Source organism: Glycomyces xiaoerkulensis, assembly GCF_002798405.1.
GTDB lineage: Bacteria > Actinomycetota > Actinomycetes > Mycobacteriales > Micromonosporaceae > Glycomyces > Glycomyces xiaoerkulensis.
Map to the genome: position 1 here is coordinate 353,268 of NZ_PGGV01000016.1, position 16,265 is coordinate 369,532.

At 67.1% G+C, this 16,265-nt stretch carries 16 protein-coding genes and 1 tRNA gene; 7 read left to right on the forward strand and 10 right to left on the reverse strand.

Translation table 11 applies throughout. The features are described 5' to 3' along the window. Positions 1 to 2: 2 nt before the first annotated feature. Positions 3 to 764: a type III pantothenate kinase gene (locus tag CUT39_RS07345; protein WP_100445302.1), complete on the forward strand. Its 762-nt coding sequence runs from the start codon at positions 3 to 5 to the stop codon at positions 762 to 764. A 13-nt stretch (positions 765 to 777) separates the two neighbouring features. Here CUT39_RS07345 and CUT39_RS07350 read toward each other — a convergent pair whose 3' ends face one another. The 4 genes from CUT39_RS07350 to CUT39_RS07365 form a co-directional block, all read right to left on the reverse strand. Beyond that, positions 778 to 1,710, reverse strand: a complete 933-nt coding sequence (locus tag CUT39_RS07350; RefSeq protein WP_100445303.1) for a 4-(cytidine 5'-diphospho)-2-C-methyl-D-erythritol kinase — start codon at positions 1,708 to 1,710, stop codon at positions 778 to 780. After that, positions 1,707 to 2,552, reverse strand: a complete 846-nt coding sequence (rsmA, locus tag CUT39_RS07355) for a 16S rRNA (adenine(1518)-N(6)/adenine(1519)-N(6))-dimethyltransferase RsmA (protein ID WP_100445304.1) — start codon at positions 2,550 to 2,552, stop codon at positions 1,707 to 1,709. Before rsmA ends, CUT39_RS07350 begins: the two co-directional genes overlap by 4 nt. Position 2,553: 1 nt before the next feature. Continuing rightward, positions 2,554 to 4,158 (reverse strand): peptide chain release factor 3, encoded by a 1,605-nt coding sequence (locus tag CUT39_RS07360; protein WP_100445305.1) that lies wholly within the window; start codon positions 4,156 to 4,158, stop codon positions 2,554 to 2,556. A 105-nt stretch (positions 4,159 to 4,263) separates the two neighbouring features. After that, positions 4,264 to 4,725, reverse strand: a complete 462-nt coding sequence (locus CUT39_RS07365; protein ID WP_100445306.1) for a GatB/YqeY domain-containing protein — start codon at positions 4,723 to 4,725, stop codon at positions 4,264 to 4,266. Positions 4,726 to 4,749: 24 nt separating this feature from the next. Here CUT39_RS07365 and CUT39_RS07370 point away from each other — a divergent pair, with 24 nt between their 5' ends. The 3 genes from CUT39_RS07370 (at position 4,750) to CUT39_RS07380 (ending at position 7,111) form a co-directional block, all read left to right on the forward strand. Then, a complete protein-coding gene (locus CUT39_RS07370) occupies positions 4,750 to 5,646 on the forward strand; it encodes a metallophosphoesterase (protein WP_100445307.1) in 897 nt (298 codons plus the stop codon). A gap of 130 nt (positions 5,647 to 5,776) precedes the next feature. Continuing rightward, positions 5,777 to 5,853: transfer RNA gene (locus CUT39_RS07375), tRNA-Pro, on the forward strand. A gap of 322 nt (positions 5,854 to 6,175) precedes the next feature. Continuing rightward, on the forward strand, positions 6,176 to 7,111 hold the full coding sequence (locus tag CUT39_RS07380) for an endonuclease domain-containing protein (RefSeq protein ID WP_157930529.1): 936 nt from the start codon (positions 6,176 to 6,178) through the stop codon (positions 7,109 to 7,111). Positions 7,112 to 7,191: 80 nt separating this feature from the next. On the opposite strand, the gene CUT39_RS07385 is transcribed toward CUT39_RS07380, so the two are convergent. The 6 genes from CUT39_RS07385 to CUT39_RS07410 form a co-directional block, all read right to left on the reverse strand. Next, positions 7,192 to 9,279, reverse strand: a complete 2,088-nt coding sequence (locus CUT39_RS07385; protein ID WP_232805652.1) for an ATP-dependent DNA helicase — start codon at positions 9,277 to 9,279, stop codon at positions 7,192 to 7,194. 32 nt (positions 9,280 to 9,311) lie between these two features. Further along, complete coding sequence (gene mobF, locus CUT39_RS21075) at positions 9,312 to 10,751, reverse strand: MobF family relaxase (RefSeq protein WP_157930530.1); 1,440 nt, start codon at positions 10,749 to 10,751, stop codon at positions 9,312 to 9,314. Between the two features lie 495 nt (positions 10,752 to 11,246). Next, on the reverse strand, positions 11,247 to 12,371 hold the full coding sequence (locus CUT39_RS07395; RefSeq protein WP_157930531.1) for a methyltransferase domain-containing protein: 1,125 nt from the start codon (positions 12,369 to 12,371) through the stop codon (positions 11,247 to 11,249). Between the two features lie 25 nt (positions 12,372 to 12,396). Continuing rightward, the gene (gene tgmB, locus CUT39_RS07400; RefSeq protein ID WP_100445312.1) at positions 12,397 to 13,338 is read right to left on the reverse strand and encodes an ATP-grasp ribosomal peptide maturase; all 942 of its coding nucleotides are present in this window, start codon (positions 13,336 to 13,338) and stop codon (positions 12,397 to 12,399) included. Further along, entirely contained in the window at positions 13,331 to 13,582 is a 252-nt protein-coding gene (tgmA, locus tag CUT39_RS07405; protein WP_100445313.1) for a putative ATP-grasp-modified RiPP, read from the reverse strand. The genes tgmB and tgmA overlap by 8 nt, the downstream gene beginning before the upstream one ends. 2 nt (positions 13,583 to 13,584) lie before the next feature. Further along, positions 13,585 to 13,791 (reverse strand): hypothetical protein, encoded by a 207-nt coding sequence (locus CUT39_RS07410; RefSeq protein ID WP_100445314.1) that lies wholly within the window; start codon positions 13,789 to 13,791, stop codon positions 13,585 to 13,587. A gap of 43 nt (positions 13,792 to 13,834) precedes the next feature. Between CUT39_RS07410 and CUT39_RS20195 the strand changes: the two genes are divergently transcribed. From CUT39_RS20195 to CUT39_RS07425, 3 genes are all read left to right on the forward strand, one after another. Beyond that, positions 13,835 to 14,212, forward strand: coding sequence for a hypothetical protein (locus CUT39_RS20195; RefSeq protein ID WP_157930532.1), 378 nt, complete (start codon positions 13,835 to 13,837; stop codon positions 14,210 to 14,212). A 274-nt stretch (positions 14,213 to 14,486) separates the two neighbouring features. Beyond that, complete coding sequence (locus tag CUT39_RS07420; protein ID WP_100445316.1) at positions 14,487 to 15,617, forward strand: helix-turn-helix domain-containing protein; 1,131 nt, start codon at positions 14,487 to 14,489, stop codon at positions 15,615 to 15,617. 154 nt (positions 15,618 to 15,771) lie between these two features. Further along, positions 15,772 to 16,254: an SAM-dependent methyltransferase gene (locus tag CUT39_RS07425; RefSeq protein ID WP_100445317.1), complete on the forward strand. Its 483-nt coding sequence runs from the start codon at positions 15,772 to 15,774 to the stop codon at positions 16,252 to 16,254. The last annotated feature ends 11 nt before the right edge of the window (positions 16,255 to 16,265 follow it).

Sequence of the window (16,265 nt, forward strand, 5' to 3'; positions counted from 1 at the left end):
ACGTGCTGCTGTGCGTCGACATCGGCAATACCAACACCGTGCTGGCCGTGTTCGAGGGCGAGCACCTCAAGCACTCCTGGCGCATCCGCACCGACCCGGACGCGACCGCCGACGAGATCGGCGTGACCTTTCGGGCCCTCCTCGACGGCGACGGCGTGGACATCACCGGGATCGCCCTGTCCTCCACCGTGCCGCAGCAGGGCGCCGAGGTCGGCAAGATGGTCCAGCGCTACTACCCGCACGCGCACCTGGTGTCGATCGCGCCGGGCGTCAAGACCGGCGTGCGGCTGAGCATCGACAACCCCAAGGAGGCCGGCCCGGACCGGATCGCGAACACCCACGCGGCCTTCCACCTCTACGGCGGCCCCTGCATCAGCATCGACTTCGGCACCTCCACCAACATCGACGTGATCTCCGAGAACGGCGACTTCCTGGGCGGCGCCTTCGCGCCGGGCATCGAGATCTCGATCGACGCGCTCGCGTCGCGGGCGGCGAACCTGCTGAAGATCCCGCTGGCGAAGCCGCGCGGCGTGATCGGCAAGAACACCGTCGAGTGCCTCCAGTCGGGAATGGTGTACGGCACCGCCGCCCAAGTGGACGGCCTGGTCCGCCGCATCACCGCCGAGCTGGACACGGTGCCGACCGCCGTGGTCGCGACCGGCGGCCTGGCCCCGCTGGTGATCGAGCAGTGCGAGACCGTGACCGCCTATGAGCCGAACCTGACCCTGCACGGCCTGCGGATGATCTTCGACCGCAACCGTTGAGCGGCCCGCCGGGTCATTCGAGCGGACCGGCCACCGGGCCGTGCGCGAGGTGGACCGACCGGGCGCCGCCGCGCATCCGCAGGCGCCGCGCCAGCGCCGAGGCGTGCTTGGAGCCTTCGACCAGGAACAGGACCGTGGGGCCGGACCCGGACACGTGCGCCGCGAGCGCGCCCTCCTCGAGGCCGCCGTGCATGAGCGAGGCCAACTGCGGGCGCAGGCTCACCGCCGCGGCCTCCATGTCGTTGACCAGCAGCCGGGCGAGGTCGTCGGCGCCGACCCCGGACTCGAATGCCTTGACGATCGGTTCGACGTCGTCGGAGAAGCGGCCGATGCCCTCGGCGCGGAGCCGGTCGACCTCCTCGTAGCACTCGGGGGTCGGGATCTGGGTGTCGGTGGTGGCCACGACCCAGTGCCACGATCCGCGGGCGTCGACCCGCGTGAGCTCCTCGCCGCGCCCGGCGCCGACGGCGACCCCGCCCTTGAGGCAGAACGGCACGTCGGAGCCGAGTCCGGCGGCGAGCCGGTGCAGCTCGGCGTCGCCGATCTCGATCTCCCACAGGCGGGCGCAGGCCACCAGCGCGGCCGCGGCGTCGGCCGAGCCGCCGGCCAGGCCCCCGGCCACGGGGATGCGCTTGTGCAGGCGGAGACGCACGCCGGTTTCGATCTCGCCGTAGAGGGCGACCAACTGGGCGGCCTTGTGGGCGAGGTTGCTCTCGCCGGTCGGCAGCGTGTCGGCGCCCTCGCCGATGATCGTCAGCTCGACGCCGGGCTCGGACCGGCGCTCGGCGGTGACGGTGTCGTAGACCGATACCGCCTGGTAGACGGTGGCGAGCGCGTGGTATCCGTCCGCGCGGGCGTCGCCAACGCCCAGATGCGGATTGATCTTGGCCGGCACGTCGACGGTGACGGCCGCCTCGGGCGCGGCGGGTGCGGTCTGACCACTCACGGGTCCTCCTTGGCTTCGGCGAGCGCGATGAACTCTGCGATGTCCAACGACTCACCCCGGCGGGTAGGTTCGATCCCGGCGCGGGCGAGGACCGCCTCGGCGGCGCCGACCGACCCGGCCCAGGACTTGAGGGCCTGGCGGAGCATCTTGCGGCGCTGCCCGAAGGCGGCGTCGACGGCGGCGAAGACCTCGGCCCGGTCGGCTCGCGGCGACTCGATCCGCTCGAAGGCAACCAGTCCACTGGAGACGTTGGGCATCGGCCAGAATACGTTGGCCGAGACCGAGCCGGCGCGCCTGGCCTTGGCGTACCAGGCCAGTTTGACCGACGGGGCGCCGTAGATCTTGGACCCGGGTCCGGCGGTCAGCCGGTCGGCGACCTCCTTCTGGACCATGACCAGGCCGCCGGTGAGGCCGGGGAAGGTCTCGAGGGCGTGCAGGACGACCGGGACGGCGACGTTGTAGGGAAGGTTCGCGACCAGCACCGTGGGCGGCTCGGGCAGGTCGCCGGGGGCGATGCGGGCGGCGTCGGCCTCGACGACGGTCAGCCGGCGGTGCTCGGCCGGCGCCCGGTGGGCGACGGTCGTGGGCAGGGCCAGGGCCAGTTTCGGGTCGATCTCGACGGCGATCACGCGGCGGGCGGTCTCGATGAGCGCCAGTGTGAGCGAGCCGACTCCCGGTCCGACCTCCATGACGACGTCGTCGGGCCCGAGGTCGGCCGCGGCGGCGATGCGGCGCACGGTGTTGGCGTCGACGACGAAGTTCTGCCCCCACTTCTTGGCGGGCCGGATGCCCAGGCCCCGGGCCAGGGTCCGGATGTCGGACGAGGTCAGCAGCCGGGCCATGTCAGTCCCGGCCGCCGGCGAGGAGCGGTTCGAGTTTGACGTCGGGGTAGTCGTTGGCGATGGTCTGGATGCGGTACTTGTTCGGCATGGCGACCAGGTGGGCGCCGTCGCGGGGCCGGTCGAACACCTCGACGCCGGGGGCGTTCCGGAGCCGCTTGGCGCCGTCGTCGTCGGTGAGCCGGGCCAGCCTGTAGGGCAGGTGGTCGATGGCCGCGGGGACGTCGAACTCGGCGGCCAGGCGAGCGAGCGTGACCTCGAACTGGAGGGGGCCGACGGCGGCCAGCACCGGCGTGGCGTCGCCGCGCCGCTCGGAGTAGAGGACCTGCACCACGCCCTCGGCGTCGAGTTGAGAGATGCCGCGGCGGAATCGCTTGGCCTTGGAGGTGTCGTGCATCTGGAGGGCGCCGAAGTGCTCGGGCGCGAACGCCGGCAGCGGCGGGAACTCGACGGGCTTGCCGGCGTAGATGGTGTCGCCGACGGCCAGGCCGGAGGCGTTGACCAGGCCGATGATGTCGCCCGGCCACGCCTCTTCGAGCGTGCCGCGGGAGGAGCCGAAGAGGGTCTGGGCGTATTTGGTGGACATGGTGCGCTTGCCCTGGGCCTGGGTGACCTGCATGCCGCGTTCGAAACGGCCCGAGCAGATGCGGACGAAGGCGAGCTGGTCGCGGTGGGAGGCGTTCATGTTGGCCTGGGACTTGAAGACGAACCCGGAGAATCCCGCTTCCAGGTCGCGGGGCGCGCCGGAGACGTCTTCGCGGGCGTACGGCGAGGGGGCGATGTCGACCAGCAGATCGAGCAACTGCCCGACCCCGAAGTGGACCAGGGCGGCGCCGAACAGGGTGGGGGTGGTCTGACCCTCCTCGAACGTTTTCTGGTCGAAGTCGGCCTCGACCTCGCCGAGCAGTTCGGACTCCTCGACCGCGCGCTCGAAGTCGTCGCCGAACCGGTCGGCGGCGGTGTCGGCGTCGAGGGCTTCGGTGACGGCGAGCTGCTGCCCGCCGGGGGAGCGCTCGTAGCGGATCATGCCGGGGGCGCGGCTGCCGCCGATGGCGGTCCGTTCGACGACACCGCGGAACTCGCCGCCGATGCCGACCGGCCAGGTGACCGGGGTCGGCTTGATGCCGATGCGGTCCTCGATCTCCTCGAGCAGTTCGAGGGCGTCCTTGGCGGGGCGGTCCCACTTGTTGATGAAGGTGATGACGGGGATGCGGCGGGCCCGGCAGACCTCGAACAGTTTGAGGGTCTGCGGTTCGAGGCCCTTGGCGGCGTCCAGGAGCATGACCGCGGCGTCCACGGCCGTCAGGACCCGGTAGGTGTCCTCGGAGAAATCGGCGTGGCCGGGCGTATCGAGGAGGTTGACGACGCAGTCGCGGTATTCGAACTGCAGCGTCGCCGAGGTGATGGAGATGCCGCGGTCTTGCTCCATGGACATCCAGTCGGAGACGACGCCTTTGCGGCCGCCCTTGCCGTGGACGGCGCCGGCCGAGGAGATGGCCTGGCCGTGGAGGGCGAGGGCCTCGGTGATCGTCGACTTTCCCGCGTCGGGGTGGGAGATGACGGCGAAGGTGCGACGACGTGCGGATTCGGCCGTGATTTGGCTGGACATGGATTCCTCAAGGTAAGACGTGTGGTTCGGACCCGACGATCAACGATAGCCGTGACCTGCGGCCGGTCCGGTCGGGCGCGGGCCGGGGACGGCCGGCGGCCCCGGTCAGGCGCCCGAGGAGAGCTCGTTCTTCACGATGCCGGCGACGACCTTGCCCTCGGCCCGCCCTGCCACCTTCGGCTGCACGGCCTTCATGGCCTTCCCCATGTCGCCCGGTCCGGCGTAGCCGCCCTCGGCGATCACGTCACGGACCATTTCCGTGAGTTCGGCCTCACTCAGCGGCTCCGGCAGGTAGCGCTTGATGACCGCCTCCTCGGCCAGCTCGGCCTCGGCCTGCTCGGGCCGCCCGCCCTCCTGGAACGCCTCGGCGGCCTCGCGGCGCTGCTTGGCCTGCTTGGTGAGCACCTTGACGACTTCGTCGTCGCCGAGCTCGCGGGCGGCCTTGCCCGAGACCTCTTCGTTCCGGACCGCCGACAGCACCATCCGCAGAGTGCCCAGCGTCACCTTGTCCCGTGACTTGAGCGCATCTCTCATATCCGTTTCCAACTGGGTCTTTAGTCTGCTCATAGAACGACAATCTACCGTTGGGGTATGAAGATGAGCCGTGGCCTTGCCGCAGCAGCCGGAATCGGGGTCGGCGCCGGGGCGCTGGCACTCACGTACGCCTCGCTCTATGAGCGGGTCCAATACACGCTCCGCCACTTCGCGGTGCCGGTGCTGCCACCGGACGCCGAACCGATCCGAGTCCTGCACATCTCCGACCTTCACATGACGCCGGGGCAGGTCAGGAAGGCGCACTGGGTGGCGTCGCTGGCCGCGCTCGACCCTGACCTGGTCCTGCTCACCGGCGACAACCTCGGCCACCCGGAGTCGCTCGACCTGGTGTCGAAGACCCTGCGGCCGCTGTTCAAGGCCCCCGGGGCGTTCGTGTTCGGCTCGAACGACTACTACGCGCCGGTGTTCAAGAACCCCTTCCAGTACTTCAACCCGAACCACAAGCACAGGTACGGCGAGCCGCTGCCGACCGAGGACCTGCATAAGATCCTCGTCGACGGCGGCTGGACCGACCTGAACAACGCCTCCGCCGACGCGGTCGTCTCGGGCCTGAACGTCCACTTCGCCGGCGTGGACGACCCGCACTTCGACCTCGACGACTACGACCTCGTGGCAGGCCGGGTCCCGAAGGACACCGACCTGTCGATCGGTCTGACCCACACGCCCGAGCCGCGCGTGCTGGACGCCTTCGCGGCCGACGGCTACGACTTCGCGGCCGCCGGCCACACGCACGGCGGCCAGGTCTGCATGCCGGGCGTGGGCGCCCTGGTCACCAACTGCGGCATCGACCGCGCGCGCGTGAAGGGCCTCCACACGTGGGACGACATGTTGATCCACGTCTCCGCGGGCCTGGGGACGTCCCCGTACGCGCCGGTCCGATTCGCCTGCGCCCCGGAGGCCAGCCTGCTCACCTTCGTCCCCACCGAGCGCTGAACCCGAAGCGCACTCGGCCTGTGACGGGGTCCGGCCCGGCCGGACCCCGTTCGACGCAGACGGTGCGCTTCGGGTAACATTTGATCCCGGTGTGGGTGCCCCGGCGTGCTCACGGATAAGCGAATACCTTCGGGTTGTGGCGCAGCTTGGTAGCGCACCTCGTTCGGGACGAGGGGGTCGCAGGTTCAAATCCTGTCAACCCGACCAAAGAATCCCAGCTCAGGCTCTGTCTTCGACGGGGCCTGACTGGTTTCCGAACCGGCCTGGCTAGCGCCTGGTTAGTGAAACACAACGTCAGTTCGTGATAGTAGCTGTAAGCCCGAGGGTTGGCGAAGTGACCTTGGACACTCCGTTGGTCTGTGCTGATTGCTTCGTCAACTCCCGTGGGCAACGCGCGGTGTGGCCGCTTAGCGCGCGTCTCTCCTGCTGACGTTCCTTCGGTGACACCGGGCCAGCCAGTCGATGCAACCAGTTTCTTAGTTTGGTTGTGGTGCTTGGGATGTCATACCCGTCGGATAGAACCATTGGCATGCCCTACAACCAGTTCTACAACCTGACGGTCGGTGAAGCGATCTATGAGAAGGTCCAGGTGATCGCAGATTGCGCGATCGGGAAAGGCCGGTCTGAAGCTCTCGGGCGCGGTGCGTTCATCGAACTTCCTGTGGTGGTTCAGTTGCTCCAAGCAATGAGCATGGGTGATGCTTCGATTGATGAAGTGCGTGAGGTCTTGGAAGATGTTGCCCAGGATGTTGCCCCAGAGCCTGGGCTGATGGGCGGCTGTTGTTCCATGTGCGCCTACTCCTACGACAGTTACCTGAAGGTTTGGGATAATTTCGATAGGCATTTCGCGCAACAAGAGCTGCTTGAGGAGGCGCGGACCAACTTCGACATCGTGGTCACCAAGAATCGAATTCACGCTGCTGACTGCGGCTCGGCCAGAATTCATCTTCCAAGCCCTCCAATGCGGTTGGAGGACTTCACGCATGGTGGGTATGTAGGAGACCGTCCGGGGCCGTATGCTCTCTTGGCATATGAGGAGTTGGATGAATGGCTGGCGCGAAATACTGCGAAGAGCGGACGACGGAAATTCTGCAAGCGCTGCGTTGCACGGATTCCTGGTGCCATTGAGAAGTTCGCAAAGGCGGACCCGATCTGCTGGGAATGGCCCGTTAGATCGCTAGAGAACTTGGACCCGGAATCGTATGAAGGGTTCAAGATCATGGAGGAATGGCAGAATGGCAGGTGCGCCGCATGCGGTATCTATGCTGATCTGGTTCTCGACCATGATCACGAAACTGGCCTCGTTCGAGGTTGGCTCTGCCGAAGCTGCAATGTGCGTGAAGGCAGTCGGCATGACACGAGCGCGATGATATCGAATTACCGAAAGAAGAACCCGGCAACGATTCTTGGTATACGAATTCCTTTCTATGTCGTAAAGGATCATCAACTTCGAGAAGGAAAGTGACTCATCCGTCGCGGGAGGCGCTTCCGTCTCAGCGAATGAGCATGCAAAGGAACCTGGACCAGCCAGTTTCCCCATATCGATCAGATGAGGCGAGGCCCGGCCGGTCCTTGGATAGTCTGATAGTTCGGTGTTTCCAGGAGGGTGGGATCGAAACCGCCATATGCTAGTTCGTCGCGCTGAGGTTGGATTGGTTGCTGCTGGCGCGCTTCTACTTCGGGGTAGGGGATTTGATCGGGTGTGCGTCGGCCGGTGGTGATGTCGTGGGCTTGGTGGGCGGCGGCGGAGGCGATGTCGAGGATGCGGCGCTCTTCTGGGGTCTTCGGCGTCCAGCCCCATGGGTTGTGTTGCTCGGCATCGACATGGTCGGTTGCGGCGCAGATTAGGGCGACGCGCTCGTGCCACATCTCCTTGGCGGTGGGGTCGGTGGGTTCTTCGCCGGGGTAGTCCATCCAGTGGGGCCGTTCGGTGATGGCTTGCTCGGCGAGGGTGCGGGCGCGTTCGCCGATGGCGTCGGCGAGGGCGCTGGTGTATCCGGCGAGCCTGTCGGGTGTTGGGTCGTCCCCGACTGGTGCGACGGTGATCCATGGGGCGGAGTTGAGCACCGCATGTTCGGCCGGGTCGGGGTCTCGTCTGTGTGCGGCGCGGAGTTCTTCGGTGTAGGCGAGTTTGTCGGCGAGGTCGGCGATGGTTCCGGCGCGGGCGAGTTTGTCGCGCAGGGTCTCGGTGGCGGAGCGTTCGGCGTCGTCGCGGTCGAGGACGCGCACGAACGCGGCTTGCGCTTCGGACTGTTCTTGGTCCGGAGTGAGCGGCTGGTCCTCGGGGACCTCCACCGCAAAGTAGAGGTGGTTGGCCTCTTTGCCTCGGGTGACGGGGACGTAGGCGCCTTCTCTGCCGCACAGCTCGGGGTCGATGAGGGAATGGGTGGTGTCGACGGTGCGGCCTTGAGAGCGATGCCCGGTGACGGCATAAGCGAGTTCGACCGACTCGGCGACGTACGCGGCGGGCAGGACCAGGCGCCCGCCGTGTTCGGCGTGTCTTACGGCCAGGGCGTCGTCACCGTGGCGAGTCTCGACGGTCCAGGTGTCGCCGTTCTTGACAAACTGCCCGCCCTGGCAGGCGAGGTCGCGTCTCGGGGTGCGGGTGACGATGAGGTCGCCGGTCCCGGCCTGGTTCCCGTCGTGGAGTGTGACCCCGTCCGCGGCGACCTTCCCGGCTGCGACGAGGTCTTCGCGGGCTCGTTCGGAGAGCGCGGTGACCTCTTGGTTGGTTCCGGCGATCGTGAGCGAGTCCCTGCCGCCTTGGGTGTCGGCCAGCCACGCCTGGTAGACCCGCTCCCGCAAGTCGTCGTTGTCTCCGGCGTGGAGGCGGCCCGCGTTGGCGTAGAAGTCGACGGCAGCGTTGTCGCCTTCGCGGAGCTGGAGCGAGGCGGCGGCTTCGGTGGGGTCGTTGAAGCGGTGGACTTCGTCGAGGACGACGGTCGGAGTCTCTGAAGCGAGGAGGCGCAGTGCCCCGCCGGATTCGACGGCGGAGAACTGGTAGTGGTCGCCGAGCAGCCGCAGCGCGGTGCCGTGGTTGTCGGTGATCTGCCGGAGCCGGTCGAGGTTCGGCGTCCCGGTCATGCCGGCCTCGTCGACCAGGACCACGTCGCCGGGCCGGAGACGGAACTGCTCCACCTCGGCCGGGACCGGCTGACCTTGGTAGAGGTCGGTTGCCGACGTGCCTTTGGTGTGTTTGTGGACGAACTTGTGGACGTTCTCGGACGGGAGGCCGAGTTCGGCGGCGAGGACTGCGGCCGCGGTGCCGGAGGACGCGAGCGGCACCAAGCGGCGCCCGTCAGCGTTGAGGACGTGGGCGAGGGCGCGCATGGCGGTGGTCTTCCCGGTTCCGGCCGGGCCGATCCCGGCGACGGTCTGGCGGGTGTCGGTCGCGAACGACTCGACGAGTTTCCGTTGCCCCGCGTCAAGCTGCTGGCCTGCTTGTCGCTCGAAGTCCGTGAGCGTGGCGGCGGCCCGTTCGGGCGCGGTGGCGGTGATGACGCCGGGGATGGTGGCGGCTTGGACGAGGTCGGTTTCGGCGGTGAGGATCTGTTCGGAGGTGTAGCGGGCCGCTCCGTGCGCGGTGAACACTGAGACGCCGTCCTTGCGGCGCAGCGTGGCCGGTTTGGGCACGACTGCCGGAGCCTCCAGGCTGATGCTCGCGCTCAACGCGGTGTCGGTGATCTGTTCGACCAGCGATTTCCGCTGGGCGTGGTCGGTGAGGGTGACACCGTGCTCAGCCAGGGTGCGGTGGGCGGCGGCCTCGATGTTCCACCGGTTCCAGGTCGCCCGGTACTCCGACACCCGCGCCGTGACTGCTTCGGCCAGCGCGAGGAGGTCGAGTCCGGACACCGGCGTCGAGACCGAGCACGGCTCTTGCCCGCGACGCGCTGGAATCCCTCCAGGGCGTCGGCGCCGAACCGGTCGGTGAACTGCCCCCGCCATGCCGCGTTCAACTCTCCCAGCGACTTTGCGGTTCCTTTGACGTTGCGGGTGTCGAGGTTCGCCGTCCGCGCAAGCTGCCGCTCGGTGGCCTTGTCGGGGCTGCGGCCGTGGGCGTTGCGGTAGTCGGCGACCAGTTCGTAGTAGCGCTCGACGATGCCCTCACGGCGGCTTGAAAAGGACTTGATCCACTCGTCCTTGACCCCGGCGATCTCCCACACCGGTTCCTTGTCCGCCCGCGTGTTGGTGCGCATCCGCCACTCGACCCCGAGGCGTCTGGTGAGTTCGGCGCGGAACGCCGAGTCGTAGACAGCCCCGGCGGTCACGGTGATGAAGTGCAGCGGGCGCCCGTCAATGGTCCGCCACTTCCCGTCCGTCACCGCTTGGACCCGGTTGGCGACCGCGACATGGGTGTGGAGGTGCGGCTCGCCGTTGCGGTTGTCGAAATGATCGAACGCGACCGCCACGAGCCCGTTCGTGTCTACCTGCGCTGGGCCGCCGGCCCCGACCCGCGTGAACGCCGCGTGCTCCTCCAGATACTTCACCGCCTCGGCCACGGCGGCGTCGTGCGCCCACTTCACCTGCGCCCGGACCTGCTGCGAATCGTGCAGCGCCCACAGCATCGACGCCGACTTCACCGGCGCGAACACCAGGTCGTACCCGGCCACGGCCTGCTTGCTCTTCTGGGCCGCGACCTTCCGGGCCTCGCGCAGCTCGCCCGGGGTCGGCCCCCGGCCCTGCTCGATCAAGATCTTGTCGACCTGCCGGTGGAACCGCTCGGCGTAGTCGGCCGTGACCTGCTGATATTTCGGGAACGGCCGCCCGAGTCGTGCGGCGCGCACGGCCTCCTCGGCGATCCGCTCCGCATCACCGGGCTTGCGCACCCGGTGGGCGTTGGCGGCTTTGTAGGCGTCCATGACCCGCTGCGCGTCCGGGCGCATCCCCTCGCCGAACAGGAACCGCATCTGCTCCTCGGCGACCTTGTCGCCGGGCTTCAGGTCGAGGCCGTCGAGCCCGGACCCGAGCCAGACACCGGGCGGGTTCCCGCGCGCGTTGTAGTAGGCGACCGCGTCCGCCTCGGTCGCGAACACCCTCGGGGTGTCCCCGGCCGCGACCGACTCGGTCAGATACAGGTAGCCCGAACCGGCGTAGATCTTCTTCAACGAAAGCAGCGCATACCACCAAACCAGGAGAGGGAGATAGTCGACAGGAAATGACACCAACGACGCCGGGGAAGCGGCCGGATCGGCAACACTACATCCCGCACTCGCAGAGTGCAAGATGTGTCTTGCTCTTTTCTCCCTTGGTTATGAAGGTGGTATTGTTGCAGGTAGATTGTCTAATCTACCTGTCATTTCTTGCTGATCCGTATTGAATCGTACTGGAGCGTACTGACTTATCACTGCGGGTACCAGGTCGTCTTGAGATTGCATTCATTGCAGGAGGATTCTCGGCTTTGTAGTGACGGTTCCGCTGATTCCTCTCGGTATTCGCCGGGCGATGCGTGATGTTTTCCTGCCCGTTCGGTGCCGACTTCGAGGTCCTGAAACCGGGAAACGCCGGGGTGCGAGATCATTTCGCGCCCCGGCGCTTGGCCCTCCTCCACCTTGGCGGGCCGGAGGCGGGGCGGCCCCACCGTCCGCCCCGCTGGATCGTGTTCAGCCGTTCCTGAAGCGTTGCCACTTGACGCCGATGGCGGGGGAGCCGAGCGCGTCGTAGCCGTCATGCCCGGAAACAACCTCGTACCGGAAGCCGCTGAGATCGTCGACACTGCTGCGCTGCCATTCGGTGAGGATCTGCTCGACGGCTTGCCAGATGCGGCGCTTGCCGCCTTCCCGAACCCGGTGCCCGTGCTCGCCGTCGGTGAACGCGGCCCATGAGTCTGAGGCGTGATCGATGATCACGGGCCATCCCCCCTCGAATTCGGGATAGAAGCTGGCGTCACCGAGCACCCAACCGGCCAGAAACCCGACCGGGAATCTGAAGAGGTCGGCGGGATTCCATTCCGTAGCCCGCTCTGTGGCCTCTTCGATCTGTTCGAGGTCGGGGAACCGGACCGGGCCGGACGGCGGGGTGCGGGTCTCCATGAAGCTCGCGCCGGGCACGATGAACTCGCCTTCACCGCGACGCTCCCCGACGCTTACTTTGACGATCGCCATGCCGAAGGGCTTGGTGAAGACGGTGGTGATGATGATGCCACCAGGTTTGACCATGCTGAGCCAAGCGTCGGGAATGGTCGGGAACGAGCAGGTGGCTATCAGACGATCGACCCGTGGGCCGCCGAGCACCGCGCCGTCACCGACCACGAGGCGCGGCGCAAGGCCCGCCTTCCGCAACTGTTCGCTGGCCTCAGCTGACACCTTCGGATCAACCTCGATGGAGGTCACGTTCGCTTCGCCGAGCCGTTCGGAGAGCAGTGCAGCGTTGTAGCCGGTACCGGTGCCGATCTCGACCACGGCCATGCCGTCGTCGAGTTCAAGTGCTTCGAGCATGTCGGCCATGAGCCCCGGCTCAGTGGAGGACGACGTCGCCAGGCCCTCGACGGCGCCTTGCACGTCGAGCGGAGTGGTCCCCCCGTCGAGCTGGGTGACGCAGGTCCGATCCGTGTAGACCTGGCCGAGCCAACTCGCCTCGTCGGTGGTCTCGACCGTGACCGGAATCCACCTCCCGGCCGAATCGAGGTCGAAGAAGTAGGGCACGAACACATGACGCGGCACCGACGCGAAGGCCGACTCCCACTCGGGCGAGGAGATGCGGCCCTCGGCGACGAGGTCGGCGACCATGCCGCGCCGGTAGGGATCGGCGGCCCTATCGAATTCCATGCATCCCCCGTGCTAGCAGTTCGGCGAAGCTCTTCGCCATCGGCAGTCCGGTCTCGTCCTCCAGCCACGCCCACTGCCCGGCCGGGTTGCATTCGAGGAAGACCCACGTCCCGGCAGCCGTGAGCGCGAAGTCGAAACACCCGTAGTGCAGCGAGAAGCCGTCAAGATAGCGCCGCACGGCTTTACTGACATCCTCTGGTACCTCCACCGGCTCGTAGCGGAGCTGGTCGTAGTCCGATCGCCAGTCGAGCACATCGCTGTCGATGCGGACGGCGAACAGCTCCCGGCCGATCGCAGTCAGACGGATGTCGGCGATCTTGTCGACCTGGGCTTGGAACTGGTGAGCCGTCGCCGCGACCTCGCCGGTGATCTCTTCCGGCGCTACGGTACCGGCCCAGATCGCCAGCGGCTCCCCGTCCCGATCGATCTCCGGCGGCCTGAGCGACTTGTACACCACCGGGCCGTGGCGCTGCGCGAACGACTGCGCACGAGCGGGCCGGTTCGTGATCGTGGTCGCCGGCACTGCGAACCCGAGCCGACCCGCGTGCTGGAGTTGGAGCGGCTTGTTCTCGGCGCGGCGGGTGAAGTCCGGGTAGTTGACGTGCAGGCACGGCAGCGCCTTCAACGCCGCGACGAACCCGGCGCGAGCCTCCCGTTCCGCGAACTCCGCGACGGCCGGATCGTCGTACTGGCAACTCACCGGCGTTGGCCTGCGCCAGTAGACCGCACGGACGTCATTGAAGAACACCGTCCGGGTGGGCGTCGCCAGACTCCCGAGCCCGGTCTCCGTGATCTCGAAGTCGACCCGTCCGGGGAAGTCCACCAGGTCGAGCCTCGCGACGCGCATCCCCGTCGAGTGCAGGTGTTCGATCACCGAGTCGGCGGTGGTGTCGCCGAGCTCGGTGACGACCATGACGGTGCTAGTCATACGAGGACTTCGTGTCGGTGTAGCGGCTGGTGTCGCCGGGTTTGCTGCCGTCGGTGGAGTTCTGCGTGGTGGTCGCCTGGTGGTTCACCGACTGGCGATGCTTGGCGTTGTGGATGACCTCGCCTGCGGCACCCTGCCACACGGCCATCTGGGTTGCCGAGTCCACCCGAACGGGCTCGCCCTCAAGCATCGAAGGCGTGCCGTACGGTGCGAGGCGGGAGAGGCCCCACGGCTGATGTTCCATTGCTACCTCCTGTCGTCGGAACGGGGATCACTGTTGTTTGCGCGGAAGACCTTCCGCAGTCTTCCTCCCGGCTTGTGCTGGACGTACCAGCGCGCCTGCTCGAACTCGGTGGCGTCTGGGGGCGGTGCGCCGAGCTCCTCTTTTGTGGCGGCCTCGGCGGCGGATCCGCGATCGGCTACCTCGTCGTCAGGCTTGTGTTCGGACGGCATCGCGCTGCTCCTTCCGCCTAGCACGCTGAACCCGGTGGATCGTGTGGGAGAGCAAGACTCGGGCGAACCCATTGCCGGGATCGATCCAGTCCGGCCATTCGGCCTCGTAGTCGCCGAAGTCGTACCTGCGCTGCCGCAAGCCAGTCACCCGAAGGAGTTTGACCGAGTCGCCGCACCAGGTCTCGACGGTGTCGGGGTCGGTTCGGTTGTCGCCGTAAACGATGAACTGAAGGAACTCGCCGGGGCCGATCACACCGAGGCGGTGTTCGGGCTTGTGGACATCGTTCATTGCGGGGCCACCAACTCTCTCGCGATTCGGCTTGCTTCACGACGAAGAAAGACCATCAATGTCTCGAACACGAAGCGGCGCTGCCACTGTCGGCTGTACGACCGCCACGGCGAGGACCAGGACACGGCATAGGGGGCTGCACTGGGACCGACGCCCCTCAGTACGAGCGCGAGTACGGGCCCGCAGTAGACGTGGAGTGTCGCCTCACTGGACTTGACGACCAGGAAATCGCTTCGCCCGTCGCTGAACGAACCGAGTTCGCCATCGGGAGCCGATCCGGCCACTCTAGAGGCTGACATGCTGCTCATTCACGGTCTCCTTCCTGCATGGTTGTATCGTGGCTCACGTGAGAACCAGAAGCTAGAAGCCCGCTGTTGCATGCTGTTGCATGGCGTGAGGAGGTGGCATGGAGTTCGGGTGGCGGTTGAAGGAGTTGCGCGCGGCCCGCAAGGTGTCACTCCGTGCTCTAGCTCGGCGAACGTCCTTCGACCACACCTATCTGTGGCGGATTGAGAACGGCGCGCATCCGGGTACCGTCGAGGTCGCGCAGCGGTGTGACGAGGCCCTTGGAAGTGCGACCGAACTGTCCGATCTCGCGAGAGCGGGCGAGGACGCAGGGGCATTCGGCCCGAACCTGCTGCGATCGATACGGCAGGTAGAGGGTTCAGACGTGGAACGAAGAAGCTTCCTGATGGTGGCGTCGTCGTCGGTTGCCGTGAGTGCGACCGGCCTCATCGGCGGTCCGAGAGCCATCGGTGCCGGTGACGTCGCGGCAGTGCGGGACATGACCGCGCTGTTCTCCCGCGCCGACCAGCGGCACGGCGGCGGCCACGCACGGAACGCCTTGACGCAGTACCTGATGACCGACGTCCTCGACTCCCTCACCGGGCGGTTCCGCAGCGACACGGACCGGCGTCAACTCTTCTCCGCCGCCAGCGAAGCCGCATACCTGGTCGGATGGATGTCCTTCGACGACAACCAGCACGAGGAAGCTCGCCGAGCCTTCGCTCTGGCCGTCGAACTGGCGAAAGAAGCCGATGACGCGGCACTGGTCGGGCACGTGCTGCGCGCAATGGCACATCAAGCCAACGACATCGGCTATGTCTCTCAAGCTCTGCGGTACTCCTCCGCCTCTGTCGAGGGCGATTCCTACCGTGAAGCCGGACCGAAGGAGCGCGCGCTGATGGGCGTCGTACACGCCCGCGCCCTCGTATCCGCCAATCAGCACCAAGCCGCCTCGCGCGCCCTGCTCCGAGCCGAGGACGACCTCGCTTCGGCGAACGCGGGCGATACAGAACCCGACCGGGTCTTCTTCTTCGGCGAGGCGGCGCTCGCGCACGAGACCGCCTCCGCGCTGCGGGACATGGGTGACTACGACGGTGCGATCCGTGAGTTCGAACGGAGCGTCGAGGCCCGAAGGCGCACACCTTCACGCGAACCCACGCCGTCACACTCGGATATCTCGCCGAGGTCCAGGCCCGAGACGGTGACCTTGAAGCGGCCAGCGATACCTGGTCGCAAGCCCTCGACGCCATGAACGGCGTCCGGTCCGGGCGCACGAGGAAGGTCATCGGCAACATGATCGAAGTGCTCGACACGTACCAAGGGGCGGGCGGCGACCAAGTCGCGGAACTCCGCCAGCGCGCCAACGACCTACTCACAGAGTCGCAGTGACGAATTCGAGGAGCAGCATGACAGAGGAATTCACCGTCCGGCCGGTCGCACACGTCATCGGCGGCCGGGAGAAGCCCACCGACGACTACTGGGGCGGAACGAAGTCGATCATCCGCATCGACGACCCGAGGTTCGACGAGGAGTCCACTCGGGGACTGGACGAGTTCTCCCACCTCGAAGTCGTGTTCTACTTCCACCTGACGGACCCTGCCGACCTGCACTTCGGCGCCCGAGCCGCCCGCGACAACCCGGCATGGCCGAAAGTCGGCGTGTTCGGCCACCGCAACATGCGACGGGTCAACTGGCTCGGCGTGAGCCGCTGCAAGCTCCTCAAAGTCGACGGCCTCGACCTCCACGTCGAAGACCTCGACGCCGTGGACGGCACGCCGGTCCTCGACATCAAGCCCTGGTTCGCCGAGATGGGGCCGCGCGGAGAAACCGCTCAACCCTCCTGGGTCGGCGAAATGCTGGTCGACTACTTCGCCCCGAAGCAGGACTAGACAGCAGGCCC

Bases quoted from the DNA above. Each gene is read 5' to 3' on its own strand.
- tgmB (WP_100445312.1), bottom strand. From the start codon at position 13,338: ATGACTAGCACCGTCATGGTCGTCACCGAGCTCGGCGACACCACCGCC.
- CUT39_RS07410 (WP_100445314.1), bottom strand. From the start codon at position 13,791: ATGCCGTCCGAACACAAGCCTGACGACGAGGTAGCCGATCGCGGATCC.
- CUT39_RS07360 (WP_100445305.1), bottom strand. From the start codon at position 4,158: ATGTCCAGCCAAATCACGGCCGAATCCGCACGTCGTCGCACCTTCGCC.
- CUT39_RS07420 (WP_100445316.1), top strand. From the start codon at position 14,487: ATGGAGTTCGGGTGGCGGTTGAAGGAGTTGCGCGCGGCCCGCAAGGTG.
- CUT39_RS07395 (WP_157930531.1), bottom strand. From the start codon at position 12,371: ATGGTCGCCGACCTCGTCGCCGAGGGCCGCATCTCCTCGCCCGAGTGG.
- CUT39_RS07425 (WP_100445317.1), top strand. From the start codon at position 15,772: ATGACAGAGGAATTCACCGTCCGGCCGGTCGCACACGTCATCGGCGGC.
- CUT39_RS07380 (WP_157930529.1), top strand. From the start codon at position 6,176: ATGCCCTACAACCAGTTCTACAACCTGACGGTCGGTGAAGCGATCTAT.
- CUT39_RS07370 (WP_100445307.1), top strand. From the start codon at position 4,750: ATGAAGATGAGCCGTGGCCTTGCCGCAGCAGCCGGAATCGGGGTCGGC.
- tgmA (WP_100445313.1), bottom strand. From the start codon at position 13,582: ATGGAACATCAGCCGTGGGGCCTCTCCCGCCTCGCACCGTACGGCACG.
- CUT39_RS07365 (WP_100445306.1), bottom strand. From the start codon at position 4,725: ATGAGCAGACTAAAGACCCAGTTGGAAACGGATATGAGAGATGCGCTC.
- rsmA (WP_100445304.1), bottom strand. From the start codon at position 2,552: ATGGCCCGGCTGCTGACCTCGTCCGACATCCGGACCCTGGCCCGGGGC.